Consider the following 25,252-nt stretch of genomic DNA (forward strand, 5'->3'; position numbering starts at 1 on the left):
GGCCCTGCGGCACGGCCGTCGTTCACGCAGGTGTAACCCGTGCGTCGTACGCGTCACGGCCGCGAAACAACGGGCCGCACCGGCCGAAACCAGCCTTCGGCACTCTCCTCTTCATCGCCGACACCCCGGGTGGCACGGGACGGGTAATCCGGGTTTGGATCGGCTTCCACGCAGAGGAGACGCCGATGCCGGACGGCTTCAGCGCGGGCGACACCGCCTTCGTGCTCATCAGTGCGGCCCTGGTCATGGTGATGACCCCGGGCCTGGCCTTCTTCTACGGGGGCATGGTCAGGGCCAAGAGCACCCTGAACATGCTGGCGATGAGCTTCCTCTCGCTCGGCATCGTCAGCGTGCTCTGGGTCCTCTACGGGTACTCGCTCAGCTTCGGACCAGACTCCTTCGCCGGCCTCATCGGCAACCTGGACTTCCTCGGGATGCGCGGCATCGGCCTGAACGACCTCACCGGGACCATCCCGGTCACCGCGTTCGCCACCTTCCAGCTGATGTTCGCGATCATCACCCCGGCGCTGATCAGCGGCGCGATCGCGGACCGGGCCAAGTTCGGCGCCTGGGGCCTGTTCATCGCGCTCTGGGTGACCGTCGTCTACTTCCCGGTCGCGCACTGGGTGTTCTTCTTCGACGGCGGCCACGGCGGCTGGCTGGGCGACCGCAACGGCGTGATCGACTTCGCCGGCGGCACGGCCGTGCACATCAACGCGGGCGTGGCCGGCCTCGCGCTCTGCCTGGTGCTGGGCAAGCGGGTCGGCTTCAAGAAGGACCCGATGCGCCCGCACAGCCTGCCGCTGGTGATGCTCGGCTCCGGGCTGCTGTGGTTCGGCTGGTTCGGCTTCAACGCGGGCTCGGCGCTGGCCGCCAACGGCGTCGCCGCGATGGCGATGGTCAACACCCAGGTCGCCACCGGTGCGGCGCTGGTCGGCTGGCTGGTCTACGAGAAGCTCAGGCACGGCGCGTTCACCACGCTGGGCGCCGCCTCCGGCGCGGTGGCCGGCCTGGTCGCGATCACCCCGGCCTGCGGCTCGGTCAGCCCGCTGGGCGCGGTGGCGATCGGCCTGATCGCCGGCGCGGTCTGCTCCGCCGCGGTCAGCCTCAAGTACCGCCTCGGCTTCGACGACTCGCTCGACGTGGTCGGCGTGCACGCGGTGGGCGGCGCGATCGGCTCGCTGCTGATCGGCCTGTTCGCCACCGGCGGGGTCGGCCAGACCGCCAAGGGCCTGTTCTACGGCGGCGGGCCTGCGCAGCTCGGCAAGCAGGCGATGGGCGTGGCCGTGGTCGCCGCGTACTCCTTCGTCCTCTCCTGGCTGCTGGCGAAGGCGATCGACAGGACGGTCGGCTTCCGGGTCGCCGAGGAGGTCGAGGTGGCCGGCATCGACCAGGCCGAACACGCCGAGTCCGCCTACGATTTCAGCGCGGTGGGCGCGGGCCTGGCGCGGGCCCTGCCGGGCCTGGTCGGCGCCGCGGCGGCCGCGAAGTCCGCGGAGCGGCCCGCCGCCGAGCCCGCTGCCACGGCTGCCGGGAAGGCCGCCGACAGGACCACCGCCGAGCCCGCCGAGAAGACCGAGGTCGACGCCCGATGAAGCTCATCACCGCAGTGATCAAGCCGTACCGCCTGGACGAGGTGAAGGCCGCCCTACAGGCCTTCGGGGTGCACGGCCTGACCGTCACCGAGGCCAGCGGCTACGGCCGCCAGCGCGGCCACACCGAGGTCTACCGGGGCGCCGAGTACACCGTGGACCTGGTCCCCAAGGTCAGGATCGAGGTGCTGGTCGAGGACGAGGACGCCGACGAGCTGATCGAGGTCCTGGTGAAGGCCGCCCGGACCGGCAAGATCGGCGACGGCAAGGTCTGGAGCGTCCCGGTCGACACCGCCGTCCGGGTCCGCACCGGAGAGCGCGGGCCGGACGCCCTCTGAGGGCCCTCCTCCGAGGACCCTTCTTCGAGGGACCTTCGTCGAGGCCCCCGAACCGTAGGACGCGCCGCAGGCGGGCCCGCCGTCCCCGAGGGGTCGCGGGTCCGCCGACGGCGCATCGGTGCCGGGCCGCCCGCGGACCTTCCAGTGGCCGCCCGCAGGCCGTCCGGCGCCGCCCGCTCAACCGCACGACGGACGGGACCACGCCATGACCACCGAGACCAGCCCTCCCGACTACGGCGCCGCCCGGGCCGCGCTGCTCGCCGGCCCCGGCCCGGCCGGGCGGCCCCGCCGCGCGGCTCTCGCCCGGCTCACCGACGACTGGCTGGCCGGTCTGCTCGCCGCCGCCGGCGGCCCGCCAGGCGTCGCGCTGGTCGCGGTCGGCGGCTACGGGCGCGGCGAGCTGTCCCCGCGCAGCGACCTCGACGTCCTGCTGCTGCACGACGGCCGGCTCGACCCCGACCTGCCCGAGCGGATCTGGTACCCGGTCTGGGACGCGGGCGCCGCGCTCGACCACTCGGTGCGCACCGTCGCCGAGGCCCGGTCCGTCGCCGCCGCCGACCTCAAGGCCCAGCTCGGCCTGCTGGACGCCCGCCACCTCGCCGGGGACCAGGCGCTCACCGCCGCCCTGCGCTCCGTCGTGCTCACCGACTGGCGCGCGAGCGCCCCCGCGCGCCTGCCGGAACTGCGCGACCTCGGGCGGGAGCGGGCCGAGCGGCACGGCGAGCTGTCGTTCCTGCTGGAGCCCGACCTCAAGGAGGCCCGCGGCGGCCTGCGCGACGCCGTCGCGCTCAACGCCGTCGCCGCCACCTGGCTCGCCGACGCCCCCCGGGACGGCCTGGACGCCGCCGCCCTGCGGCTCGCCGACGTCCGCGACGCGCTGCACCTGACCACCGGCCGGGCCACCGAGCGGCTCGGCCTCCAGGACCAGGACCAGGTCGCCGAACGGCTCGGCGTGCTGGACGCCGACACCCTGCTGCGCCAGGTCTACGAGGCCGCCCGCACCGTCGCCTACGCGAGCGACGTCACCTGGCGGGCGGTGGAGCGGGTGCTCGCCGCCCGGTCCGGCCGGGGCCGCCGGTCCGCCCGGCTGGCCTTCCCGTTCACCGGCGCCGGGCGCGGCGCGGGCGCGGTGGCCCGGGGCACGGTCGCGCGCCGGCCGCTCGCCGAGGGCGTGGTCGAGCAGGACGGCGAGGCGGTGCTCGCCCAGGGCGCCCGCCCGGCCGCCGACCCGGTGCTGCCGCTGCGCGCCGCGGCCGCCGCAGCGCAGAACGGGCTCACCGTCTCGTACGCGACGGTGCGCCGGCTGGCCGCCGAGTGCCGCCCGCTGCCGGTGCCCTGGCCGGACGAGGCGCGCGAGCAACTGGTCACCCTGCTGGGCGCGGGCGAGGCGGCCGTCCCGGTGTGGGAGGCGCTGGAGGCGGAGGGACTGGTCACCCGGCTGCTGCCGGACTGGGAGCGGGTGCGCTGCCGTCCGCAGCGCAACGCCGTGCACCGCTGGACGGTCGACCGGCACCTGGTGGAGACGGCGGTGCGGGCCGCGGCGATGACCCGCCGGGTGGCCCGGCCGGACCTCCTGCTGGTCGCCGCGCTGCTGCACGACATCGGCAAGGGCTGGCCCGGCGACCACAGCGAGGCCGGCGAGGTCATCGTCCGGGACGTCGCCGCCCGGATGGGCTTCGGCCCCGAGGACACCGAGACCCTGGCGGTGCTGGTGCGCCACCACCTGACCCTGGTCGACACCGCGACCCGACGGGACCCGGACGACCCGGCCACCGTCGAGGCGATCACCAAGGTGGTCGGCACCGCGGCGCAGCTGGAGCTGCTGCACGTGCTCACCGAGGCGGACGCGCTGGCCACCGGCCCGGCCGCGTGGAGCGGCTGGCGGGCCTCGCTGGTGGACGGCCTGGCGGACCGGGTCGCCGCCCGGCTGGCCGGCGCCTGGGCCGCGCCCGTGGAGGCCGCGCCGACCGCCGCGCAGGAGCGGCTCGCGGTGGAGGCCGCCCGGACCGGCGGGCCCGCCCTGTCGCTGCTGGCGCAGTCCGAGGGGGCGGAGCCGGGCGCCGAGCCGATGGGCGTCGAGCTGACCCTGGCCGTCCCGGACCGGCCCGGACTGCTCGGCACCGTCGCCGGGGTGCTCGCGCTGCACCGGCTGGCCGTCCGCTCGGCCGGTCTGCGCGAGCTGGACCCGATCGGCGCGGGCCCGGTGCTGCTGCTGTCCTGGCGGGTGGCCGCCGAGTTCGGCGAACTGCCGGAGGCCGCCCGGCTGCGGGCCGACCTGCGCCGGGCGCTGGACGGCTCGCTGGACGTCGCGCGCCGGCTGGCCGAGCGGGACGCCGCCGCCCCGCGCCGCCGCGGCATCCCCACCCCGCCGCCGGTGGTCGCGGTGGCGCCCGCGGTGGCCTCGGCGACCGCGACCGTCCTGGAGGTCCGCGCGCACGACGCGCCGGGGCTGCTGCACCGGATCGGCCGGGCGCTGGACGGGGCGGGCGTGCGGGTGCGGACGGCGCACGTCTCGACGCTGGGCGCGGAGGCCGTCGACTCCTTCTACCTGACCGACGGGGAGGGGCGGCCGCTCGCCGCCGGGCGGGCGGGGGAGGTGGCGGAGGCGGTCCGGGCGGCGCTGGGCTGAGCCGCGCCGGGGGCCTTCGGGGGGTCGGTCGGCCGGGGCCGCCGGGGCCTGCCGAGGTCCGTTCCGAGGTCGTGGCAACCCGGGTGGAGACCGTACCCGGGGCGGCCGGATACCCTGGGGGGCGACGACCGTACCGATACCGATGCCGCAGAGGACCCGCGACGACGTGTTCGACACTCTTTCCGATCGCCTCGCAGCGACGTTCAAGAACCTCCGGGGCAAGGGCCGCCTGAGCGAGGCGGACATCGACGCCACCGCCCGCGAGATCCGCATCGCGCTGCTGGAGGCGGACGTCGCGCTGCCGGTCGTGCGGGCCTTCATCAAGCAGGTCAAGGAGCGGGCGGCCGGCGCCGAGGTCTCGGGCGCGCTCAACCCCGCGCAGCAGATCATCAAGATCGTCAACGAGGAGCTCATCGCGATCCTCGGTGGCGAGACCCGCCGGGTCCGGTTCGCCAAGAACGGCCCGACGGTGATCATGCTCGCCGGTCTGCAGGGTGCCGGTAAGACCACCCTCGCGGGCAAGCTCGGCCACTGGCTGAAGAGCCAGAAGCACACCCCGCTGCTGGTCGCCTGCGACCTCCAGCGGCCCAACGCCGTCAACCAGCTCCAGGTGGTCGCCGACCGCGCCGGCGTGGCCTTCTACGGCCCGCAGCCGGGCAACGGCGTCGGCGACCCGGTGCAGGTGGCCAAGGACTCGATCGAGTACGCCAAGCAGAAGCAGTACGACGTCGTCGTCGTCGACACCGCCGGACGCCTGGGCATCGACGCCGAGCTGATGCAGCAGGCCGCGGACATCCGCGCCGCGGTCAACCCGGACGAGGTCCTGTTCGTCGTCGACGCGATGATCGGCCAGGACGCGGTCACCACCGCGCAGGCCTTCCTCGACGGTGTCGACTTCACCGGTGTCGTGCTCTCCAAGCTCGACGGCGACGCCCGCGGCGGTGCCGCCCTGTCGGTCGCCCACGTCACCGGCCGGCAGATCATGTTCGCCTCCAACGGCGAGAAGGTCGACGACTTCGACGCCTTCCACCCCGACCGGATGGCCTCGCGCATCCTCGGCATGGGTGACGTCCTCTCGCTGATCGAGAAGGCCGAGCAGACCTTCTCGCAGGAGGAGGCCGAGAAGATCGCCGCCAAGCTGCGCGGCGGTCCGAAGGCGTTCACCCTGGACGACTTCCTGTCGCAGCTGGAGCAGGTCCAGAAGATGGGCTCGATCTCCAAGCTGCTGGGGATGCTGCCCGGGATGGGCCAGATCCGCGACCAGATCAACAACATCGACGACAAGGACGTCAACCGGGTCGGCGCGATCATCAAGTCGATGACCCCGGCCGAGCGCGCCGAGCCGGAGCTGATCAACGGCTCCCGCCGGGCCCGCATCGCCAAGGGCTCGGGTGTCCAGGTCGGCGAGGTGAAGAACCTGGTCGAGCGGTTCTTCGACGCCCGCAAGATGATGTCCGCGATGGCCTCCGGCAAGGGCGTGCCCGGCATGCCGGGGATCCCGGGCATGGGCGGCGGCGCCAAGAAGTCCGGCAAGAAGGCCCCGCAGGCCAAGGGCAAGCGCAAGAGCGGCAACCCGCTCAAGCGGGCGCAGGAGGAGGCCGCGGCCGCCCAGCGCCGCGCGCTCGGCCCGGGCGGCGACCAGGACCCGGCCGGCGGCGGCGCGTTCGGCCTCGGCGCGGGCAAGGGCCCGGCCGACTTCGAGCTGCCCAAGGAGTTCAAGGACCTGCTGTAGAGCGGTCCGTCGTTCGAGCGGCCCGCCGTCCGGGATCCTCCGGGCGGCGGGCCGCTCGCATGCCCGATGATGGTGGTGTGCGAGTGACGATCAGGGCCCCGCGGGCCGAGGACAAGGACGTGTACGCCGAGGCGGTCCGACGGTCCGCCGACCACATCGGGCGGTGGAACCCGGTCGAGCCGGACGGCCTGGCCGAACTGCTGGACCGCCAGGGGCCGGGCCTGCGCACCTTCCTGATCGTCGACCGGGACACCGGTGGGCTGGTCGGCAAGGTGAACGTCGCCAACATCGTGATGGGCCGGTTCTGCAACGGCGCGCTGGGCTACGACGCGTACCTGCCGTTCGCCGGCACCGGGCGGATGACGGAGGGGCTGCGGCTGGTCCTGGACCGCTGCTTCGCCCCGCAGTCGGCCGGCGGGCTGGGCCTGCACCGGCTGGAGATCAACGTGCAGCCGGACAACGAGCGGTCGGTCGCGATGGCCAAGCGGCTGGGCTTCCGGCACGAGGGCTTCACCCCCCGGATGCTGTTCCTCCAGGGCGACTGGCGGGACCACGAGCGGTTCGCGCTGACCGCCGAGGAGTGGCCGGGCGCGGAGGCGTAGCCACGGGCGGGGCTCGGCCGCAGCCGCTGACGGGGCGGCGGGGCCTCTGAGTCACGGGTGGGGCTCCGGGCGGCACGGCCACTGACGGGGCACCGGCGCTCAGCCCCGGGCGGGCCCCGTCGCGGCTGGTCAGGGGCGTGCTCGGCGCGGCGTTTCGGGTGGCTCGCCCGAGCCCGCGTCCGTATCGTCCGATGGGTGACCGAACCCGTGCCGCCGCGCCAGACCCCCGACCAGCCCTGGCGGTCCGAGGGCGCCCCGCCCCCGCCGCCGGCCCGCCGCCGGATGCCCGGCGGCTGGATGGGACTCGCCCTCACCGCGCTCGTGGTGTTCCTGATCTCCGACCTGCTGCTGTCCTTCTTCGGCAACGCCGGCGCCACCACGATCTCCTACACCGAGTTCAACAACCAGCTGAACAAGGGCAACATCACCAAGATCTACTCCAAGGGCGACGCGATCGAGGGCACCCTCAAGAGCGCCCAGCCCAAACCGGACGGCGGCAAGGGCGACTACACCGACTTCGCCACCCAGCGGCCGTCCTTCGCCAACGACAACCTGTGGACCACGCTGCAGCAGCAGGGCGTCGAGGTCACCGCCACCTCCCCGGTGGTCCAGCAGCGCAGCTTCCTCGCCAACCTGCTGATCTCGCTGGCCCCCATGGTGCTGCTGATCCTGATCTGGGTGCTGCTCGCCCGCCGGATGGCCGGCGGGATGGGCGCCGGCGCGCTCGGCCGCAAGGCCCCGCCCAAGCCGGTCACCGCCGACCAGGGCAAGCGCACCACCTTCGCCGACGTCGCCGGCATCGACGAGGTCGAGGCCGAACTCACCGAGGTGGTCGACTTCCTGAAGAACCCGCAGCAGTACCGCAGGCTCGGCGCCAAGATGCCGCGCGGCGTGCTGCTGAGCGGCCCGCCCGGGACGGGCAAGACCCTGCTCGCCCGGGCCGTCGCCGGCGAGGCGGACGTGCCGTTCTTCTCCGCCTCCGCCTCCGAGTTCATCGAGATGATCGTCGGCGTCGGCGCCAGCCGGGTGCGCGAACTGTTCGCCGAGGCCCGCAAGGTCGCCCCGGCGATCATCTTCATCGACGAGATCGACACCATCGGCCGCCAGCGCGGCGCGGGCGGCGGCATGGGCGGGCACGACGAGCGCGAGCAGACGCTCAACCAGATCCTCACCGAGATGGACGGCTTCACCGGCTCCGAGGGCGTCATCGTGATCGCCGCGACCAACCGCGCGGACGTGCTCGACCCGGCGCTGCTGCGCCCCGGCCGGTTCGACCGGCGGATCACCGTCAGCCCGCCCGACCGGGACGGCCGCGCCGCCATCCTGCGCATCCACACCCGGACCGTCCCGCTGGCCGGCGACGCCGACCTCACCCGGCTGGCCAAGGTCACCCCCGGGATGACCGGCGCCGAACTCGCCAACCTGGTCAACGAGGCCGCCCTGCTGGCCGTCAAGCGCAAGCAGGACGCGGTGAACGAGCGGGACCTCTCGGACGCCCTGGAGAAGGTCCAGCTCGGCGCCGTCCGGCCGCTGGTGATGCCGCAGGAGGAGCGCGAGCGCACGGCCTACCACGAGAGCGGGCACGCGCTGCTGGGCATGCTGCAGCCCGGCGCCGACCCCGTCCGCAAGATCACCATCGTGCCGCGCGGCCGGGCGCTCGGCGTCACCCTGTCCACCCCGGAGAACGACCGCTACTCGTACACCGAGCCCTACCTGCGCGGCCGGATCATCGGCGCGCTCGGTGGGATGGCGGCCGAGCAGGTGGTCTACGGGGTGATCACCACCGGGGCGGAGAGCGACCTGGAGCAGGTCACCAACATCGCCCGCGGGATGGCCGGCCGGTGGGGGATGAGCGAGCGGGTCGGGCGGCTGACCGCGGTGCCCGCCGACCCGCAGGGCGCCTACGGGCTCTCCGCCGCGCCGACCACCCTCGACGCGGTGGACGAGGAGGCCCGGCGGATCGTTGCCGAGTGCTACGAGGACGCGGTGCGGCTGCTGACCGAGCAGCGGGCCCGGCTGGACGCGCTGGCGGCGGCGCTGCTGGAGGCGGAGACGCTGGACGAGGAGCAGGCGTACCGGGCGGCCGGGGTGCCGCGGAAGGGCTCCGGCTCCGACGAGAAGTCGCTCGACCAGGCGTGAACCGGCGGGCCGGGGGCGCTCGCCGCGTTGGCGGGCGCTCCCGGTTTCGTCGCTGCCGGATCTGTCTGTCGCCCGGGGCCCGTCCGGATCGCTGCCGGGGGCTCGTTCCCACTGCCGCCGGGGGGCTCGTGCCGGGCGTCGCCGTGGGCCCCGTTCCCGGCGCCGTCGGGGTCGGCCGCCGCCGGCCGCTACCGGGGCCGTTCGGCGATCAGGTAGCGGAAGACGTTCTCCATCCGGACCGAGCCGTCCGCGCGCAGGTACGGCTGCAGCGCCTCCTCCAGCTCCTTGGCCACCAGCGACGCGCCGGAGAACTCCTCGGCCGCCTCGAACAGACCGGTGGAGAGCAGGCCGCGCACCGCGCTGTCCAGGTCCGCGTAGGCGAACGGGCAGCTCACCCGCCCGCTGCCGGCCGGGCGCAGGCCGGCCGGGGCGAGCAGGTCCTCCAGCGTGCCGGGCGTGCTCAGCTCGAACGGGTCGCGCGCGGTGGTCCGGCCCGCCCGCCGACGCGCCACGTCCAGCACCGGGGCGCTCTGGCAGCGCTCCGGGGGGCCCCAGGCGGCCAGCACCACGTGCCCGCCCGGGAGGGTCAGCCGGGCGGCCTCGACGACCACCGCGCCCGGCTCGACGCAACCGGGCAACTGCTCGAACACCGTCACCAGCGAATGGGCCGAGCGGGGGACGGCAGCGGTCGGCCGGGCCCCCGCGCACACCCGCAGCCGGCGGCCACGGGCCAGCTCGCGCAGCTCGTCCCGCGGCTCCTGGCCGGTGACCTGGGCACCGCGCCCGGCGGCGAGCAGCAGCGCCAGCCCGGACCGGCAGCCCAGGCCCAGCACGCTGGTCGCCGGGCCGACCTCCAGCCGGTCGTGGACCGCCTCGTAGAGCGGCACGAGCATGCGCTCCTGGATCTCCGCCCAGTCGCGCGCCCGCGCGGGCCGCGCAGCCCCGGGCTGCGGGTGGTGCGGTCGTGCGCCTGTCGGTCGTACGGTCGTGCCGGTCGTCCGAGCTGAAGCCATCGCGGCCTCCCATCCGGTCCTTCGGTGTGCTGCTACGGCTCCCCCAAAGTCCCGCCCCACTCCAGCGAACAGCGGGTCGGGCCCGGCGTCCAGAGGGGTGCAGGGTGGTGCGCGCGTGTCGCGGTCGTGCGCCCCCTGCGGTCGGCGGGTGCCGCCTCCTGCCGCCGGCGGGTGCGCGGTCGTCCGTCCGGCGGGTGCGGCGGTCGTCCGTCCGGCGGCCGCGGGCGCGTTACCGATTCGAAGTCAGGGGGCCGCGCCCCGTACCATTCGGGCCATGGCTAAGGCACCCGTTCTCACCCCTCAGGCGGAAGACTTCCCGCGCTGGTACCAGGACCTCATCAACAAGGCCGAGCTGGCCGACAACGGTCCGGTGCGCGGCACCATGGTCATCCGACCGTACGGCTACGGCCTGTGGGAGCGGATGCAGCAGGAGATGGACGCGCGGATCAAGAAGGCCGGCGCGCAGAACGCCTACTTCCCGATGTTCATCCCGCAGTCCTACCTGACCAGGGAGGCCGAGCACGTCGAGGGCTTCGCCCCCGAGCTCGCGGTGGTCACCCACGGCGGCGGCAAGCAGCTCGACGAGCCGGTCGTCGTCCGGCCCACCTCCGAGACGATCATCAACGAGTACTTCTCGAAGTGGGTGCAGAGCCACCGCGACCTGCCCCTGCTGATCAACCAGTGGGCCAACGTGGTCCGTTGGGAGCTGCGCCCGCGCGTCTTCCTGCGCACCACCGAGTTCCTCTGGCAGGAGGGCCACACCGCCCACGCCACCTATGAGGACGCCCGCGCGTACGCGTCGATGATCCACACCCAGGTCTACGGCGACTTCATGACGAACGTGCTCGGCATCGACGTCGTGCTCGGCCGCAAGACGGCCAAGGAGCGGTTCGCCGGCGCCATCAACACCCTCACCCTGGAGGGCATGATGGGCGACGGCAAGGCGCTGCAGATGGGCACCAGCCACGAGCTGGGCCAGAACTTCGCCAAGGCGTTCAACACGACCTACCAGCTCCAGGGCGCCGAGCGCGAGCACGTCTGGCAGACCTCGTGGGGCGTCTCGACCCGCATGGTCGGCGGCCTGATCATGTCCCACGGCGACGACAACGGCCTGCGGGTGCCCCCGCGACTGGCCGCCGTCCAGGCCGTCGTGCTCGCCATCAAGGGCGACGACGCGGTCATCGCCAAGGTGCGCGAGATCGGCGCCACGCTGGAGGCCGCCGGTGTCCGGGTGGTCGTCGACGACCGCACCGACACCCCGTTCGGCCGCCGCGCGGTGGACTGGGAGCTCAAGGGCGTGCCGCTGCGCATCGAGGTCGGCCCGCGCGACCTCGAGAACGGCACCGCGATGCTGGCCCGCCGGATCCCCGGTGGCAAGGAGCCCGTCTCCATCGACTCCCTGGCCGCGCTGGTCCCGGGCATCCTGGAGGAGGACCAGGCGCTGCTGCTGCGCCAGTCCCGCGAGCGCCGCGAGGCCCGTACCGTCGACGTCAAGACCATCGAGGAGGCCGCCGAGGCCGCCGCGACCGGCTGGGGCCGGATCTCCTGGGCCGACCTCGGCCCGGCGGGCGAGGCCAAGCTGGCCGAGCAGGGCGTTTCGGTGCGCTGCATTGTCGCGGCCGACGGCTCGGTGCCGCTGGCGGACGACCAGGACGGCAATATCGCGATCGTCGCCCGCGCGTACTGATGCCTGTTACCGGCAGGTAATGACCGTTGTCGGCGACATTTGCCCGGAATGCGGATGAGTAAGAATCCGGTAACTGTCCGAGAGGCACCCCGACCGCGGACATCCCTACTGGCCGGTCAACTGCCGGTATTAACGCAATAGCGGTACGGTGTACGGCCCGTGGCCCTGTCAACTCGACGGGTCCACGGGCCGTACGTCCAGGGGGCGACAGCCCGCTCCCGGACGGAATTCACGAGGCCCGCCGAGCTGCGGCGAGCCGAACCCGGCAGGGGGTTGGTCTTGCGTCAGATCCGGAACGCGCAATTCGCGCGCGACCATGCATTCCTGGGAGTTTCCTGGGAATTCCCGAAGAACGAGAACATGCGGAACATCGGCTCGCACTCCATCGTTGGTCTAGCGTGAGCACGACACAGCCCCTCGTCCTCGCGGCCGAACTGGCCGCCGCCTGGAGTGACATCCAGGCCCACCACCAGGACCTCCCCGACCTGGCCTCGCCCGAGGCCCTGATCGGCGAATCCTCCTCGGCCTGTGGCACCCGGCTCGGTTTCGAGCGGCTCCTCCACGAGGCTGCCCACGGTCTGGCCGCGGCCCGGGACATCCGGGACACCTCGCGAGCCGGCCGCTACCACAACCGGCGCTTCCTGCTGCTCGCCTCCGAGCTCGGCTTGGCGCACCCGGTCGAACCGCACGCGAGCAGCGGCTTCTCCCAGGTGACCATGCTCAAGGAGACCCAGGAGCGCTACGCGGAGACCATCGAGCGACTGGACCGCGCCCTCGGCGCGCACCAGGAGGCGGTGGCCGGCGACGGTACGACGCGGGCCTTCCGCGGCCCGGCCGCCCGGCACGGCTCCTCTGGGGGCGGCGTCCGGGTCAAGGCGGTGTGCGGCTGCGGACGGAACGTCCGGGTCGTGCCGTCGGTGCTCGCCCAGGCGTCCATCGTCTGCGGCGCGTGCCAGCAGCCGTTCAAGATCTCGTGACCGACCGGTCCACCGGACCGGGAGATCGTTAGACCGGAACACCAGAAGACGGGGAAGGGCCGGCGGACGGCTGTGCGGGCAGCGGATCCGGCCGGAGCGAGCGGTACATCGGTGAGTTTGTGGGCGGACCGGGAGCGAGGGCTCCCGGTCGCGCCTTGTGGACGGGCCTGCGGAGGCGGTCGGGGGGCGGCCTCCGGAGGTTCGTGCGCGGTCTGCGGTCTGCGGTCTGCGGTCTGAGGTCTGAGGTCTGCGGTCTGCGGCCTGGGGTCGGGGGACGGCCGGGCGCGGGGCCGGGATGCGGCTGGGATGCGGCTGGGATGCGGCTGGGTGCGCGGCTCGGGTACGGCTGGGTGCGAGGCCGGTGCGCGGCCGGGACGCAGCCGGAATGCCTCCTGCAGATGGCCGAGCGAAGGCGGTTCGCGCCGGTATGGCAGAATGGACAGCTGAGTACTCGGCAGCCGAGCAGGACCCCTCTCTCCTACGGCTGGCGTGTCCCTTGAACGGCCCACGGCGCAACCCCACGCGACGGCGAGGCCGCTCACCCACGTCAACACCAGGAGAATCCACTCCCGTGGCAGTCAAGATCAAGCTCAAGCGTCTCGGCAAGATTCGCTCCCCGCACTACCGCATCGTCGTCGCCGACTCGCGCACCAAGCGTGACGGCCGCGCGATCGAGGAGATCGGCATCTACCAGCCGACCTACAACCCCTCGAAGATCGAGGTCGACACCGACCGCGCCCAGTACTGGCTGTCCGTCGGCGCCCAGCCGACCGAGCCGGTGCTCGCCATCCTCAAGCTGACCGGCGACTGGCAGAAGTTCAAGGGCCTCCCGGCCCCGGCGCCGCTGCTGGTTGCCGAGCCCAAGGTCGAGGACTTCTCGCACCTGTTCGCGAAGGCCGTCGCCGGCTTCGAGGACGCCACCACCGGTGTTGCCATCACCCCGAAGGCCAAGAAGTCGGACAAGGTCGAGGCTGAGGCCGACGCCGCCGCCGAGGCCTGAGCGTGATCGAGGACGCCCTCGACCACTTGGTGAAGGGCATCGTCGAGCACCCCGACGAGGTGCAGGTGCGCTCGCGCAACCTGCGTCGGGGCAACACCATCGAGGTGCGAGTGCACCCCGATGACCTCGGCAAGGTGATCGGCCGGGGTGGCCGCACGGCGCGCGCACTGCGCACCGTGGTCGGCGCCCTCGGCGGTCGCAACGTCCGGGTCGACCTGGTCGACGTGGACAACATTCGCTGACGCAGCTGCTCGTTCAGCCGTCAGGGCTTGTGAGGCCGACCGGGACGCATGTCGTCCCGGTCGGCCTTTTCGCGTTTCTCGCGCTTCCCGCATTCCGTCCCGCTCTAGGAACTCCAGGAGAACGATCACCGTGCAGCTCGTCGTCGGCAAGATCGGCCGCGCCCACGGCATCAGGGGGGACGTCAGTGTCGAGGTCCGCACCGACGAGCCGGAGCTCCGGCTCGGCCCCGGTGCCGTCCTGTTCACCGACCCCGCGTCGGTGGGCCCGCTGACCATCGAGTCCGGCAAGGTGCACAGCGGCCGGCTGCTGCTGCGCTTCGTCGGCGTCAAGGACCGCAACGCGGCGGAGGCGCTGCGGGGCACGCTGCTCATCGCCGAGGTCGACCCGGAGGAGAGCCCCGAGGACCCGGAGGAGTACTACGACCACCAGCTGATCGGCCTGGACGTGGTGCTGCTCGACGGCACCCTCGTCGGTGAGCTGACCGAGGTCGTCCACCTGCCGTACCAGGACCTGCTCACGGTGGAGAAGGCCGACGGGACGGAGGTGCTGGTGCCCTTCGTCCGTCAGATCGTGCCGACCATCGACCTGGAGAACCAGCGTGCCGTGATCACCCCGCCGGTCGGTCTGATCGAGCCCGAGCAGGCCGAGATCGCCCGTGGTGCCTCCGCCGAGGGCGAGGATGCTGAGGACGCCGAGGGCGTCGAGGGTGTCGACGGTGCCGAGGGTGCGGCCGGTGCCAAGGGCTCGGAGGGGTCGAAGTGACGGTGGAGGAGGGCGTCGCGCAGGTCCAGGACGGGATGCGGATCGACGTCGTCTCGATCTTCCCCGAGTACCTGGAACCGCTGAACATCTCGCTGGTCGGCAAGGCCCGCTCCCGCGGCCAGCTGGACGTGCACGTCCACGACCTGCGCGAGTGGACCCACGACGTGCACCGGACCGTGGACGACAGCCCGTACGGCGGCGGCCCCGGCATGGTGATGAAGCCCGAGCCGTGGGGCGAGGCACTGGACGCGGTGGTCGCCGGCGGGCCCGAGGGCCAGCTGCCGACGCTCGTCGTGCCCACCCCCAGCGGGCGGCCGTTCACGCAGGAACTCGCCCAGGAGCTGGCGAGCCGCCCGTGGCTGGCGTTCACCCCCGCCCGGTACGAGGGCATCGACCGGCGGGTCATCGAGGAGGCGGCCACCCGGATGCCGGTGGTCGAGGCCTCGATCGGCGACTACGTGCTGGCCGGCGGCGAGGTCGCCGTGCTGGTGATGGTCGAGGCGATCGCCCGGCTGCTGCCCGGAGTGCTCGGCAACGCCGAGTCCCACCGGGACGACTCCTTCGCGCCCGGCGCGATGGCCGACCTGCTGGAGGGCCCGGTCTACACCAAGCCCGCCGAGTGGCGCGGCCGGACCGTGCCGGACGTGCTGCTCAGCGGAAACCACGGTCGGATCGCCCGCTGGCGGCGGGAACAGGCCTTCGCCCGGACCCTGGCGAACCGCACCGACCTGGTCGAGCGCTGGCGCTACGGCGCCTTCGACAAGAAGGACCGGGAGGCGCTCAGCATCCTCGGCCTGGCCTGGGACGAGGAGCTCGGCCGATTTCGGTCCGTGGCCGTCGGTGTGGAAGAATAGGCCGCTGCTGTCTGTTGCTGGGCCCCCTTCGTAGGGGCCACGTGGACCGGCGCCCTCGCCACGGGGGGATCGTCGTCAGCCGATGCGGCCCGCAGCAAACCCCATTGTGACGAACTTCCGTGGGCGGCCCGTGGCGCCTGCGATGGAGAGCAACATGAGCAACAAGCTCGCTGCTGTCGACGCGGCCTCGCTGCGTAGCGACATCCCGGCCTTCCGCGCCGGTGACACCCTGAAGGTCCACGTCCGGGTCATCGAGGGCAACCGCTCCCGTGTCCAGGTCTTCCAGGGCGTCGTCATCCGCCGCCACGGCGCCGGCGTCGGTGAGACCTTCACCGTTCGCAAGGTCAGCTTCAACGTCGGCGTGGAGCGCACCTTCCCGGTGCACACCCCGGTCGTCGAGAAGATCGAGGTCGTGACCCGCGGTGCGGTTCGCCGCGCCAAGCTGTACTACCTGCGTGACCTCCGCGGCAAGGCCGCGAAGATCAAGGAGAAGCGCGACCGCTGATCCACCGTCCCCCGGCCTCGCCGGGGGATCGGATCGCTCTGAGGGGCTGGGCCACCGCACGGTAAGCTCAGCCCCCGATGAGCACGCACGAACCACCCGCGGACCGCGACGGCAGTCCCGCACCCACCGGTGCGGACTCGCTGTCGCGGTCCGCGGTCGTTTCCGGGGTTGTCCCGGGAGTCGTCTCGGGGCCTGGTGGGGAGGGGTCCGACCCCGGTGGGGATCCGCGGGCGGACGCCGGGGGTGCGCGGGAGGACGAGGACGCACCAGAGGGTGAGAACGCGCCGGAGGGTGAGCGCGCACCGGAAGGTGGGAGTGCGCCGGGGGACGAGGAGTCGGGCCACTCGCGTTCGCGGGACCTGTTGCTGCTCGTGGGGATCTGCCTGCTGGCCCTGCTGCTGGTGAACGCCTTCGTCGCGCGCCCGTTCTCGGTGCCCTCCGGTTCGATGGAGGAGACCCTGCGACCGGGCGACCGGCTGATCGCGAACCAGCTCGCCTACGCCTTCGGCGGCCACCCCCAGCGGGGCGACGTCGTGGTCTTCGACGGGACGGGCTCCTTCCTGCCGGGGTCGGCCGGGCCGACCGGCTTCTGGGACGGGCTGAGCTCGCTCGGCCGGGACCTCGGGCTGGCCCCGGCCGGGAACACGGTCTACGTCAAACGGGTGATCGGCGTCGGTGGGGACCGGGTGACCAGCACCGGCCCGGGCGGGCCGATCACCGTCAACGGGGTGCCGATCGACGAGTCCTCCTACCTGGCCCCGGGGGACCAGCCGTCGAGCGTGGCCTTCGACGTGGTGGTGCCGACCGGCAAGCTCTGGGTGATGGGGGACCACCGCAGTGCCTCCCGTGACTCCCGCGACCACCTCGGCGAGCCCGGCGGCGGCTTCGTGCCCGAGAGCAGGGTGATCGGCCGGGCGGACTGGGTGGTCTACCCGTTCTCGCGCTTGACCGGCCTGGACCGGCCCGCGGCCTTCGCTGCGACTGCGGGGACAGGCGGTCATGGGGAGCAGGGGTAGCAGGGGCAGGGACCGGCTGGCGGACCGCCCGGCTCCGGAGCCGGGCGCTGGACTTGCGGGTGCTGCCCCCGCGAGTGGCGGATCTGACGGCGCCGGACCAGGCGACGCCTCCCCCGGGGGTGCGGGCCCAACCGTGGTGCTGCCGGTCCGGGGCCGGGCCGATCGCCGCCGCAGCGCTCGACGCGCGGCCCGGTGGCGCAAGCGGTCGCTGCTGCGGGAGTTCCCGCTGATCATCGTGGTGGCGTTGCTGGTCGCGCTGGTGATGAAGACCTTCCTGCTCCAGGTGTTCGTGATCCCCTCCGGCTCGATGGAGCAGACCATCCAGGTGGGGGACCGGGTGCTGGTGGACAAGCTGACCCCCTGGTTCGGCAGCGAGCCGCAGCGCGGCGACGTGGTGGTGTTCAAGGATCCGGGCGGCTGGCTGGAGGGCGACCACAAGCCGTCCGACGACGGTCCGGTGCTGGGGGCGGCCAAGCAGGTCCTCACCTTCGTCGGGCTGCTGCCGTCGGACAGCGAGCAGGACTTGATCAAACGGGTCATCGGCGTCGGCGGGGACACCGTGGAGTGCTGCGACGCGCAGGGTCGGCTGAGCGTCAACGGCACGCCGGTGGACGAGCCGTACCTCGCGCCCGCCAACCCGCCGTCCCGGCAGCCCTTCAAGGTGCGGGTGCCGCAGGGCCGGCTCTGGGTCATGGGCGACCACCGGGACGTGTCCGCCGACTCCCGCTTCCACATGGGGAACCCGGGGCAGGGGACCATCCCGCTGAGCGGTGTGGTCGGCCGGGCCTTCATGAACGTCTGGCCGCTGGACCGCCTCCATCAACTTGACGTGCCGAGTTCACTCTCCTCGTTGGCGCGGGCTCCGCAGGCGCGCGGAACTGCGCCGGAATCCGTGGGCGTTGGGCCGGTTCCGATGGAACCTCCGCTCGTTATGGGTGTGTTGGGCATCCTTCCGGCCGTCGTTCGCCGGTCAGGGCGGCCGCCCGAGTGAGCCGGGCCGGGCGTCTCGCGGGCGGGCCGCGCGCGTGGGACCGCGAGCCGGATGCCTTGGAGTGATAGAGAAGTGCAGGTGCGGCCGGGAGGTCCCGGTCGTGCGTCGAGGCTGTGCTGGTGTCAGGGGAGCCCGCGATGGGCAGTCCCGAAGCGTCCATGGTCGTGGTGAGCGTGGTGCCCGCTGTGCGGCACTGTGAGCGCGGGCGCGCGGGCGTCCGCACAGCAGGGAGGAGACGTTGTGGGGGATGTGGTGATCGGCGCCCGCTCAGGTGCCGGCGAGCCCGAGGGCTCTGGCGGTCGAGCGGCCCGGTCCGCCGAGTCCGGTGCGCCCTCGGCCTCGGTCGAGGACACGGCGGCCCAGACCGCCGACGAGCATGGCGACGGGACGGAGGGCCCGACCGGGGGTTCCTCGGAGTCCCACCGGCCCGACGCCGAGTCGGCGGACCGGTCGGAGTCGCAGGCCCCCGGCAAGCAGCGCAAGCAGCGTTCCTTCTGGAAGGAACTGCCGATCCTGGTCGGCATCGCGCTGGTCCTGGCGCTGGTGATCAAGACCTTCTTCGTCCAGGCCTTCTCCATTCCGTCGGAGTCGATGCAGAACACGCTGCAGGTCGGTGACCGTGTCCTGGTGGACAAGCTGACCCCCTGGTTCGGAGCGGAGCCCGAGCGCGGCGAGGTCGTGGTGTTCCACGACCCGGGCGGCTGGCTGAACGACGAGCCGACCCCGCAGAGCAGCAACTCCTTCGTCCGGGGCGTCCAGGACGTGCTCAGCTTCGTCGGCCTGATGCCGTCGGCCAACGAGAAGGACCTGATCAAGCGGGTCATCGCGGTCGGCGGGGACACCGTCGAGTGCGAGGGCACCGGGCCGGTGAAGGTCAACGGCGTCGCGCTCAACGAGCCGTACGTCTACCAGGGCAACACCCCCTGCGGTGACCACCCGTTCGACCCGGTGAAGGTGCCCAACGGCCGGATCTGGGTGATGGGCGACCACCGCGCCGACTCGCTGGACTCCCGCTTCCACATGGACCAGCCGGGCGGTGGCACCGTTCCGGTGGGCAACGTGATCGGGCGGGCCTTCGTCGTGGCCTGGCCGGTCGGCCACTGGTCGACGCTCTCGGTGCCGAACACCTTCGACCAGAAGGGTCTGGCGGCGGCCGCGCCTCTGGCGCCTCCCGTGGCCGGCGCGGTGGGCGCGGTCGCGCTGCTTCCGCTGGTGCGTCGGGTGCGGGAGCGGAGGGACGGCCGGAAGGACTCCTGAGCTCCACCGGGTTCTCCCCAGCCCTTGCGCGGGCCGTGGTACCGACGAGTAATCTGCTCGGACGTGCCACGGCCCGTCGGCTTTTCCGCCGGTGCCCCCGGCGTGCCAGTGGTGTTCTCCGGTCGGCCAGAGGTGGACGGATTCGATGAGCGGTGTCGTTGAGCAGACGGCCGATCACCCGGCTTCGCCCGCCCGTCCGGCCCGTCGGCCCGCGGCGGTGCTGCAGGGCGTCGCGATCGCGCTCGGGCTGGTGCTGATGATCGGCGGCTTCGCCCTGATCGCGATCGACTACCGGCCCTACAGCATCCCGACCGCCTCGATGTCCCCCACGCTTCGTATCGGGGACACCGTGCTCGCCCGGAAGATCGGCGGCGGGGCCGTCGGCCGGGGGGACGTCGTGGTCTTCCGGGACCAGGACTGGGGTGGCGAGCTCATGGTCAAGCGCGTGGTCGCGGTCGGCGGGGACACCGTCGCGGCCACCGGCAACGACCACCGGCTGACGGTCGACGGACAGGCGGTGGAGGAGCCGTACCTCGCGGCGCAGGGCCCGCAGGGTTCCCCGTTCAGCGTCACGGTGCCGCCGGGGCGGCTGTTCCTGCTCGGCGACAACCGGTTGGGCTCGCTCGACTCCCGCACCCACCTGGATGTCGACGGCGGGACCGTCCCGGCCGGCGCGGTGGAGGCCAGGGTCGAGGCCACCCTGATGCCGTTCGGCCGGACGGGCGACCTCGGCCGGACCGCGGCCTTCGACGGGCTTCCCGGACCGAAGGCCGGTGCGCCCGGGCCGCTGCAACCGGCCGCCTTCGCGACCGTTGCGGGTGCGGCGCTGATCCTCGTGACTTCGGCGGTGGGCGGGGTGGCGGGCCTGGCCCGCCGGCTCAGCCGGGGGCGCAGTTCCTGATCGCGGTCGTCGCGGCCAGGGCCGCTCTGCCGAACATCGCCCCGGACGGCGGTGCCGGGTGGCAGGATCGGTAGCGCCACCGACGCGAACGGAAGGAGCGTGGAGCGCTGCCATGACGGCACAACGGCGCAGGGCGGCACGGATCCTGCTGCTGGACGGGCAGGACCGCATCCTTCTCTTCCTGGGCTCCGACCCGGCCACGCCGGGGGAGGCGTGGTGGTTTACGCCCGGCGGCGGCTTGGAGCCAGGGGAGGACGTGCGGGAGGCCGCCACGCGGGAACTCGTGGAGGAGACCGGCCTGCGGGGTGTGGACCTCGGGCCCTTGGTGGCGTACGGCACGGTGTCGTTCTCCTTTCAGGGACGGCGTTACGAGCAGGATCAGTGGTTCCATCTGGCCCGGACCACGGAGACGGGTCTCGACCACTCGGGGATGGGCGAGGAGGAACACGCCCAACTGCTCGCGGCGCGCTGGTGGACGGTCGAGGAGCTGAGGGGGACCGCCGAGACGGTCTACCCGGTCGGATTGGCGGACTTCCTGGAGCGACTGCTGGCCGAGGGCCCGCCGGTCGCCCCGGTACGGCTCTGAGCGTGGGTGCGGTGGTCCACAATGGGTGGACGTGACAAGTTGAGGGGACGCCTGGATGAGTGCCGAAGATCTCGAGAAGTACGAGACCGAGATGGAGCTCAAGCTCTACCGGGAGTACCGGGACGTCGTCGGCCTGTTCAAGTACGTGATCGAGACCGAGCGACGGTTCTACCTCACCAATGACTACGAGTTGCAGGTGCACTCGGTGCAGGGCGAGGTCTTCTTCGAGGTGTCGATGGCGGATGCGTGGGTCTGGGACATGTACCGGCCGGCCCGGTTCGTCCGTAAGGTCCGGGTGCTGACCTTCAAGGACGTGAACATCGAGGAACTCGCGAAGAGCGATCTGGAGCTGCCCTCGGACGAGTCCGGCTTCGGGAACTGACGTTGGACTGCTCGGACCGGCGTTGTCCAGCGGAATTTCGCGCGATCGGGGCGTCTCACTCCTGCGGGTGACAAAAGTTATCCACAGGCCCGAGTTATCCACAGGGAACCGGAAATCCCCAGCCCCGCCGTGCGCGACGGTGCAACCTCCACGGCGGAGGTGGTCACCGTGCAGAACACGATCACGCAGGACCAGGCCGTACCGGGTGCGGCCGTACCGGACCAGGCCGGAGAGGCCACAGCGGCCGCAGCCGTGCGCGACGGCACGAAAGACGACACGAGGGACGGCACCGGGTCGGGCCCGGGCCGCAGTACCGGCGGTCGCAGTACCAACAACGGGCTCGGCCGCTACGGCGAGCGGGTCGCCGCCCGCCGTCTCACGGAGGCCGGGCTCCGCATCCTGGACCGCAACTGGCGCTGTGTCGAGGGTGAGTTGGACATCGTCGCCCTCGACGGCGACACCGTGGCGGTCTGCGAGGTGAAGACCCGCTCCGAGCGGGGCTTCCAACAACCCAGCGAGGCCATCGGCCAGGCCAAGGCCGCCCGGTTGCAGCGCTTGGCGGAGCGCTGGATGGCCGAACGCTGGCCGGGCCACTTCGCACGGCTGGCCGGTCCCGGGTACGACCCCGGGCCCACGGACCCGCACTGGCCGCCCGCTCCGCCCGGGGGCGTGCGGATCGACCTGGTGGCCGTAATCAACCGGGCCCGGGGTGCGGCCCTGGTCGACCACCTGCGGGGGGTGGTCTGAGATGGCCTTCGCCCGTACCTGTTCCGTCGCGCTGGTCGGCGTCGACGGAGTGATCGTCGAGGTCCAGGCCGATCTGGAGCCCGGGGTGGCCGCGTTCACCCTGGTCGGCCTGCCCGACAAGGCGCTGTCCGAGGCCCGCGACCGGGTGCGCGCGGCCGTGGTCAACAGCGGTGAGGCCTGGCCGCAGCGCAAGCTGACCGTCGGGCTCAGTCCGGCCTCGGTGCCCAAGAGCGGCAGTGGCTTCGACCTCGCGGTGGCCTGCGCCGTCCTGGCCGCGGCCGAGCGGCTCGACCCCTCCTCCATCGCCGAACTGCTGATCATCGGCGAACTGGGGCTGGACGGCCGGGTGCGGCCGGTCCGCGGGGTGCTGCCGTCGGTGCTAGCCGCGGCCGACGCGGGATACCAGCGGGTCGTGGTCGCCGAGCAGACCGCGCCCGAGGCCTCGCTCGTCCCGGGCGTGACCGTGATCGGCGTCCGCAGCCTGCGGCAGCTGATCGCCGTCCTGACCGGCGCGCCCGCGCCGGAGGAGCCGCCCGACCCGATCAGCGGGCGGCCGGATCCGCTGATGGCCGGCCTGATGCTGCCCAGCGCCGGCGTCCGGGGACTGGCCGACGACAAGTCGGCGCGTCTCGACCTGGCCGACGTGGCCGGACAGTACGAGGCCCGGCGCGCCCTGGAGATCGCCGCCGCCGGCGGTCACCACCTTTACCTCAAGGGCCCACCTGGCGCGGGCAAGACGATGCTGGCGGAGCGGCTGCCCGCGCTGCTTCCGCCACTGACCCAGAAGGAGGCTCTGGAGGTCACCGCCGTGCACTCGGTGGCCGGGCTGCTCCCGGCCGGGCGCCCGCTCATCGACACGGCGCCGTACTGCGCCCCGCACCACTCCACGACGATGCCGGCGATCGTCGGCGGCGGCAGCGGCCTGCCGAGACCGGGGGCGGTCTCGCTGGCCCACCGGGGTGTGCTGTTCCTGGACGAGGCACCGGAGTTTCCGGTGCGGGTGCTCGACTCACTGCGCCAGCCGCTGGAGTCGGGCGAGGTGGTGATCGCCCGCTCGGCCGGCTCACTCCGGCTCCCGGCCAGGTTCCTGCTCTGTCTGGCTGCCAACCCCTGCCCGTGCGGTCGGCATTCACGGCGGGGCGAGGGCTGCGAGTGCACTCCTGCGATGGTCAGCCGCTACCAGGGGCGGCTCTCCGGGCCGCTGCTGGACCGGGTCGACCTCCAGGTCCAGGTCGCCCCGGTGACGAGGATCGAACTCATGGAACGGGACGCCACGGCGGAGAACACCGAGACCGTCGCGGCCCGGGTGCTGGCCGCGCGGGAACGGGCGGCGGCCCGGCTGGCGAACACCCCGTGGCGGACCAACGCGGAAGTCCCGGGCCACGAACTGCGGACCCGCTGGCAGCTCGTCCCCGGCGCACTGAACGACGTCGCCCGTCAGTTGGAGCGCGGGCTGCTGACCGCCCGGGGCCTGGACCGGGTGCTCCGGGTCGCCTGGACGGTCGCCGACCTCGCCGGTCGGGACCGGCCGGACCAGCGGGACGTCCGCACCGCACTGGTCCTGCGCACCGGCGTCGAGCAGGGGCTGCCGCTGGCCGAGCGGGTCTACGGCCGACTCGGTGGCATCCCGGCCCAGCGCAGCGGGCCGGTCGACGAGCCGCCCGAAGGGCACAGCCGGTCGGGCCGGTTCGAGAAGCCCGATCGTCCCGACTGCCCCGACCCGGAGAGGCCTGACCCGGCGAGTCCTGGTTCGGAGAGGCCTGGTCTGGAAGGTCCTGGTCCGTCGGGCCGCCCCGATGCCCCTGGCCGATCCATCCGGTCCGGCTCCGCCAAGCGGTCCGGGAAACGCGACCAGAATCCGGCGAACGAGGGCGGTGAAGCGTGAACCCGATGATGACGCACTTTCAGCCGCCCGGCCGGGCAGAGCCCGGGTCCGGTCCCGATCCGGAGCGCCTCGCCCGCGCCGTACTCAGCCGGCTGAGCGAGCCCGGGGACGCGGTGGTCGGCCGGTGGCTCGGCCGGCTCTCCGCAGCCGACGTCGTCCGGGCGATCCGCGACGGGACGGTGCCCGCGCACCCCGGACTGGACGGGCCCCGGCTGGCCGGCTACCAGGCGAGACTCCCCGGCCTGGACCCGGCCGAGGACCTGGAACGGGTACGAGCCGTCGGTGGGCGCTTCATCATTCCGGGGGACACGGAATGGCCCAGTCAACTGGACGATCTGGGCGACGGGCGCCCGATCGGGCTCTGGACGACCGGCACGGGTTCGTTGCGGCTGCTCGCGCTCCGCTCGGTGGCGATGGTCGGCTCCCGGGCCTGCACGGCCTACGGCGCCCACGTCGCCGGGGAGCTGTCGGCCCAACTGGCCGAGCGAGGTTGGGTCGTGGTGTCCGGAGCCGCCTACGGGATCGACGCGGCCGCCCACCGAGGGGCGCTCTCCGTCGGCGGGATGACCATCGCGGTGCTCGCCTGCGGGGTCGACGTGGCCTACCCGAAGGGGAACGCCGAACTGATCCGGCGGATCGGCGTCCAGGGGCTGCTGGTCAGCGAACTCCCGCCCGGGGAGCACCCGAACCGGTTCCGCTTCGTGCTCCGTAACCGGGTCATCGCGGCGCTCACCCGGGGCACGGTGGTGGTCGAGGCGGCGATGCGCAGCGGCGCGCTGAGCACGGCCAGACGGGCGCGGGACCTCAACCGCCACACCATGGGCGTCGCCGGCCCGGTGACCTCGGAGCTCTCGGCCGGGGTGCACGCCCTGATCCGCAGCGGCGGCGCCACGCTGGTCACCGACTCCGCCGAGATCGCCGAACTGATCGGGGCGATCGGGGACGACCTGGCGCCGCAGCGCAGCGGCCCGGTCCTGCCCAGGGACCTGCTGGAGCCGGCGGTGGCCCGGGTGCTGGAGGCCGTCCCGGCGACGGCGGAGGGCGCGCCGATCGAGCGGTTGGCCCGGCAGTCCGGACTCCCGCCGGACGAAGTGCTGCAGCGGCTCTACGAGTTGGGCTCGCTCGGTTACGTCGAGCGGCACGGCGCGCACTGGCGCCTGGTGCGGAGGAGGTGACGGTCGGAACGGAGCGCACATCCGTGTCGTGGGGGAGGGGGTGTCGGAATCGCCCGGCTGACCTGCTGATCCGGTTCGTCCGTTCGCGTGCCCGGATCCGGTGACGCGAACGCCACCGGATCGGGGGACGACCGAGTGGCGGTAGCGCATTGCAGCGAGTCGGTCACGCTACGCTCCACATGCCTTCCCTATCAGCACATGACTCGGCAGAACGGCGCAGACCAACGCATGCCCACACA

22 protein-coding genes and 1 pseudogene are annotated in these 25,252 nt (G+C 73.0%); 22 read left to right on the forward strand and 1 reads right to left on the reverse strand.

The features are described from left to right. Positions 1–185 precede the first annotated feature (185 nt). From ACFVTF_RS32215 to ftsH, 6 genes are all read left to right on the forward strand, one after another. Complete coding sequence (locus ACFVTF_RS32215; RefSeq protein ID WP_387817708.1) at positions 186–1,595, forward strand: ammonium transporter; 1,410 nt, start codon at positions 186–188, stop codon at positions 1,593–1,595. Next, the gene (locus ACFVTF_RS32220; RefSeq protein WP_063347683.1) at positions 1,592–1,930 is read left to right on the forward strand and encodes a P-II family nitrogen regulator; all 339 of its coding nucleotides are present in this window, start codon (positions 1,592–1,594) and stop codon (positions 1,928–1,930) included. Before ACFVTF_RS32215 ends, ACFVTF_RS32220 begins: the two co-directional genes overlap by 4 nt. A gap of 205 nt (positions 1,931–2,135) precedes the next feature. Next, a complete protein-coding gene (locus ACFVTF_RS32225) occupies positions 2,136–4,559 on the forward strand; it encodes a [protein-PII] uridylyltransferase (RefSeq protein ID WP_387817709.1) in 2,424 nt (807 codons plus the stop codon). Between the two features lie 166 nt (positions 4,560–4,725). After that, complete coding sequence (gene ffh, locus ACFVTF_RS32230) at positions 4,726–6,291, forward strand: signal recognition particle protein (protein ID WP_350882982.1); 1,566 nt, start codon at positions 4,726–4,728, stop codon at positions 6,289–6,291. 59 nt (positions 6,292–6,350) lie between these two features. Beyond that, the gene (locus ACFVTF_RS32235) at positions 6,351–6,893 is read left to right on the forward strand and encodes a GNAT family protein (RefSeq protein WP_363375916.1); all 543 of its coding nucleotides are present in this window, start codon (positions 6,351–6,353) and stop codon (positions 6,891–6,893) included. A 195-nt stretch (positions 6,894–7,088) separates the two neighbouring features. Continuing rightward, positions 7,089–9,032 carry an ATP-dependent zinc metalloprotease FtsH gene (gene ftsH / locus ACFVTF_RS32240; protein WP_387817710.1) on the forward strand — a complete coding sequence of 648 codons (1,944 nt, stop codon included), beginning with the start codon at positions 7,089–7,091 and terminating at the stop codon, positions 9,030–9,032. A 188-nt stretch (positions 9,033–9,220) separates the two neighbouring features. On the opposite strand, the gene ACFVTF_RS32245 is transcribed toward ftsH, so the two are convergent. Then, entirely contained in the window at positions 9,221–10,045 is an 825-nt protein-coding gene (locus ACFVTF_RS32245) for a class I SAM-dependent methyltransferase (RefSeq protein ID WP_387817711.1), read from the reverse strand. 274 nt (positions 10,046–10,319) lie between these two features. Here ACFVTF_RS32245 and proS point away from each other — a divergent pair, with 274 nt between their 5' ends. The 16 genes and pseudogenes from proS (at position 10,320) to dprA (ending at position 25,013) form a co-directional block, all read left to right on the forward strand. Beyond that, positions 10,320–11,732 carry a proline--tRNA ligase gene (proS, locus tag ACFVTF_RS32250; RefSeq protein WP_371517022.1) on the forward strand — a complete coding sequence of 471 codons (1,413 nt, stop codon included), beginning with the start codon at positions 10,320–10,322 and terminating at the stop codon, positions 11,730–11,732. Between the two features lie 398 nt (positions 11,733–12,130). After that, positions 12,131–12,709, forward strand: a complete 579-nt coding sequence (locus ACFVTF_RS32255; RefSeq protein ID WP_063347677.1) for a hypothetical protein — start codon at positions 12,131–12,133, stop codon at positions 12,707–12,709. A 571-nt stretch (positions 12,710–13,280) separates the two neighbouring features. Then, on the forward strand, positions 13,281–13,709 hold the full coding sequence (gene rpsP / locus ACFVTF_RS32260; RefSeq protein WP_063347676.1) for a 30S ribosomal protein S16: 429 nt from the start codon (positions 13,281–13,283) through the stop codon (positions 13,707–13,709). Positions 13,710–13,711: 2 nt separating this feature from the next. Beyond that, positions 13,712–13,951 carry an RNA-binding protein gene (locus ACFVTF_RS32265; protein ID WP_030056773.1) on the forward strand — a complete coding sequence of 80 codons (240 nt, stop codon included), beginning with the start codon at positions 13,712–13,714 and terminating at the stop codon, positions 13,949–13,951. A gap of 130 nt (positions 13,952–14,081) precedes the next feature. Further along, positions 14,082–14,714, forward strand: a complete 633-nt coding sequence (gene rimM, locus ACFVTF_RS32270; RefSeq protein WP_387817712.1) for a ribosome maturation factor RimM — start codon at positions 14,082–14,084, stop codon at positions 14,712–14,714. Between the two features lie 35 nt (positions 14,715–14,749). Further along, positions 14,750–15,568, forward strand: a complete 819-nt coding sequence (trmD, locus tag ACFVTF_RS32275) for a tRNA (guanosine(37)-N1)-methyltransferase TrmD (protein WP_063351119.1) — start codon at positions 14,750–14,752, stop codon at positions 15,566–15,568. Positions 15,569–15,722: 154 nt separating this feature from the next. Continuing rightward, positions 15,723–16,073 (forward strand): 50S ribosomal protein L19, encoded by a 351-nt coding sequence (gene rplS / locus ACFVTF_RS32280; protein WP_063347674.1) that lies wholly within the window; start codon positions 15,723–15,725, stop codon positions 16,071–16,073. A 362-nt stretch (positions 16,074–16,435) separates the two neighbouring features. Then, complete coding sequence (gene lepB, locus ACFVTF_RS32285) at positions 16,436–17,089, forward strand: signal peptidase I (RefSeq protein ID WP_371517020.1); 654 nt, start codon at positions 16,436–16,438, stop codon at positions 17,087–17,089. 133 nt (positions 17,090–17,222) lie between these two features. Then, on the forward strand, positions 17,223–18,080 hold the full coding sequence (lepB, locus tag ACFVTF_RS32290) for a signal peptidase I (RefSeq protein ID WP_387817713.1): 858 nt from the start codon (positions 17,223–17,225) through the stop codon (positions 18,078–18,080). A 240-nt stretch (positions 18,081–18,320) separates the two neighbouring features. Continuing rightward, entirely contained in the window at positions 18,321–19,337 is a 1,017-nt protein-coding gene (gene lepB, locus ACFVTF_RS32295) for a signal peptidase I (RefSeq protein WP_387817714.1), read from the forward strand. A 145-nt stretch (positions 19,338–19,482) separates the two neighbouring features. Next, positions 19,483–20,238: a signal peptidase I gene (gene lepB / locus ACFVTF_RS32300; protein ID WP_371517016.1), complete on the forward strand. Its 756-nt coding sequence runs from the start codon at positions 19,483–19,485 to the stop codon at positions 20,236–20,238. Between the two features lie 112 nt (positions 20,239–20,350). Continuing rightward, positions 20,351–20,824, forward strand: a complete 474-nt coding sequence (locus tag ACFVTF_RS32305; RefSeq protein WP_371517015.1) for an NUDIX hydrolase — start codon at positions 20,351–20,353, stop codon at positions 20,822–20,824. Positions 20,825–20,879: 55 nt separating this feature from the next. Further along, the gene (locus ACFVTF_RS32310; protein ID WP_030056781.1) at positions 20,880–21,206 is read left to right on the forward strand and encodes a DUF2469 domain-containing protein; all 327 of its coding nucleotides are present in this window, start codon (positions 20,880–20,882) and stop codon (positions 21,204–21,206) included. 252 nt (positions 21,207–21,458) lie between these two features. Next, the gene (locus ACFVTF_RS32315; RefSeq protein ID WP_387817724.1) at positions 21,459–21,953 is read left to right on the forward strand and encodes a YraN family protein; all 495 of its coding nucleotides are present in this window, start codon (positions 21,459–21,461) and stop codon (positions 21,951–21,953) included. A gap of 1 nt (position 21,954) precedes the next feature. Next, positions 21,955–23,547 (forward strand): annotated as a pseudogene (locus ACFVTF_RS32320) (YifB family Mg chelatase-like AAA ATPase); the annotation flags it as partial. Positions 23,548–23,843: 296 nt separating this feature from the next. Next, positions 23,844–25,013: a DNA-processing protein DprA gene (gene dprA, locus ACFVTF_RS32325; RefSeq protein WP_387817715.1), complete on the forward strand. Its 1,170-nt coding sequence runs from the start codon at positions 23,844–23,846 to the stop codon at positions 25,011–25,013. Positions 25,014–25,252: the final 239 nt, after the last annotated feature.

It is taken from the genome of Kitasatospora sp. NPDC057940, assembly GCF_042887425.1.
Lineage (GTDB): Bacteria > Actinomycetota > Actinomycetes > Streptomycetales > Streptomycetaceae > Kitasatospora.

Coding starts and splice junctions, on each gene's coding strand:
- proS (WP_371517022.1), top strand. CDS start 10,320: ATGGCTAAGGCACCCGTTCTCACCCCTCAGGCGGAAGACTTCCCGCGC.
- rplS (WP_063347674.1), top strand. CDS start 15,723: ATGAGCAACAAGCTCGCTGCTGTCGACGCGGCCTCGCTGCGTAGCGAC.
- ACFVTF_RS32235 (WP_363375916.1), top strand. CDS start 6,351: ATGCCCGATGATGGTGGTGTGCGAGTGACGATCAGGGCCCCGCGGGCC.
- ACFVTF_RS32215 (WP_387817708.1), top strand. CDS start 186: ATGCCGGACGGCTTCAGCGCGGGCGACACCGCCTTCGTGCTCATCAGT.
- ACFVTF_RS32245 (WP_387817711.1), bottom strand. CDS start 10,045: ATGGCTTCAGCTCGGACGACCGGCACGACCGTACGACCGACAGGCGCA.
- ACFVTF_RS32220 (WP_063347683.1), top strand. CDS start 1,592: ATGAAGCTCATCACCGCAGTGATCAAGCCGTACCGCCTGGACGAGGTG.
- trmD (WP_063351119.1), top strand. CDS start 14,750: ATGCGGATCGACGTCGTCTCGATCTTCCCCGAGTACCTGGAACCGCTG.
- ACFVTF_RS32305 (WP_371517015.1), top strand. CDS start 20,351: ATGACGGCACAACGGCGCAGGGCGGCACGGATCCTGCTGCTGGACGGG.
- dprA (WP_387817715.1), top strand. CDS start 23,844: ATGATGACGCACTTTCAGCCGCCCGGCCGGGCAGAGCCCGGGTCCGGT.
- ACFVTF_RS32225 (WP_387817709.1), top strand. CDS start 2,136: ATGACCACCGAGACCAGCCCTCCCGACTACGGCGCCGCCCGGGCCGCG.
- ACFVTF_RS32310 (WP_030056781.1), top strand. CDS start 20,880: ATGAGTGCCGAAGATCTCGAGAAGTACGAGACCGAGATGGAGCTCAAG.
- lepB (WP_371517016.1), top strand. CDS start 19,483: ATGAGCGGTGTCGTTGAGCAGACGGCCGATCACCCGGCTTCGCCCGCC.